The sequence below is a fragment of the Mesorhizobium sp. M4A.F.Ca.ET.020.02.1.1 genome (assembly GCF_004022645.1).
Taxonomy (GTDB): Bacteria; Pseudomonadota; Alphaproteobacteria; order Rhizobiales; family Rhizobiaceae; genus Mesorhizobium.
Genome location: NZ_RZOI01001320.1, coordinates 1 through 654 on the forward strand (window position 1 = coordinate 1; position 654 = coordinate 654).

Annotated in this window: 2 protein-coding genes; both read right to left on the reverse strand. The window is 62.2% G+C overall.

The window, feature by feature from the left end:
* Positions 1 to 165 precede the first annotated feature (165 nt).
* Positions 166 to 312, reverse strand: coding sequence for a hypothetical protein (locus tag EN742_RS36885; RefSeq protein WP_126058263.1), 147 nt, complete (start codon positions 310 to 312; stop codon positions 166 to 168).
* A 132-nt stretch (positions 313 to 444) separates the two neighbouring features.
* Positions 445 to 654, reverse strand: a 210-nt coding sequence (locus tag EN742_RS36890) for a GlsB/YeaQ/YmgE family stress response membrane protein (protein WP_128333990.1), incomplete at its 5' end; no start/stop codon positions are given.

Here is a 654-nt window from a genome sequence, read left to right on the forward strand (position 1 = left end):
AAAGGGAAGTAGCGCGGCGGTTGCAAAAGCCCAGGGGTTCGCGCAGCGCCGGGAATAGCGCGGCGGTTCCTAGCGGCGTCAGCCTTGTTGCGAAGTTGCGGTGGCCTTGCCCGCCATCCTCACGGGTCGCCGCCACCGTCAAGGCCGGTGGCGCCGACCCTTTCGTCAATTCTGCTGGATCGAAATGCCCTTGTCGTCGATCTTGAGCTCGACGCCCTTCGGCCGGGTTTGCTCGCGGTAGACATAGACGCCGAGCGCGATGACCACGACCAGCAGCGCGCCGATGATCAGATAGAGCATGTTCTGCTTCACGGCGCGTCCCTTCTAATGCATCTCGACCAAAAAGTGCGCATCGGTTTTGGGATAACGGCATGCACAAAAACAAAAGACCTAAAGCGCGTCGCCTGACTCTGTTTCAGCACGACGCGCTTTCGCGGTCGGGCCTCACGCTCGCTTCAACACCTTGACCACCAGCAGCAGGATGATGGCGCCGAGCGTGGCATTGATGATGGCGGCGAGTATGCCGCCGCCTATGGCAAAGCCGAGCCTCGGGAACAGCCAGCCGGCGATGAAGGCGCCGATGATGCCGACGATGATGTTACCGATCAGGCCGAAGCCGAAGCCCGACACGACGAGGACGGCGAGCCAGCCGGC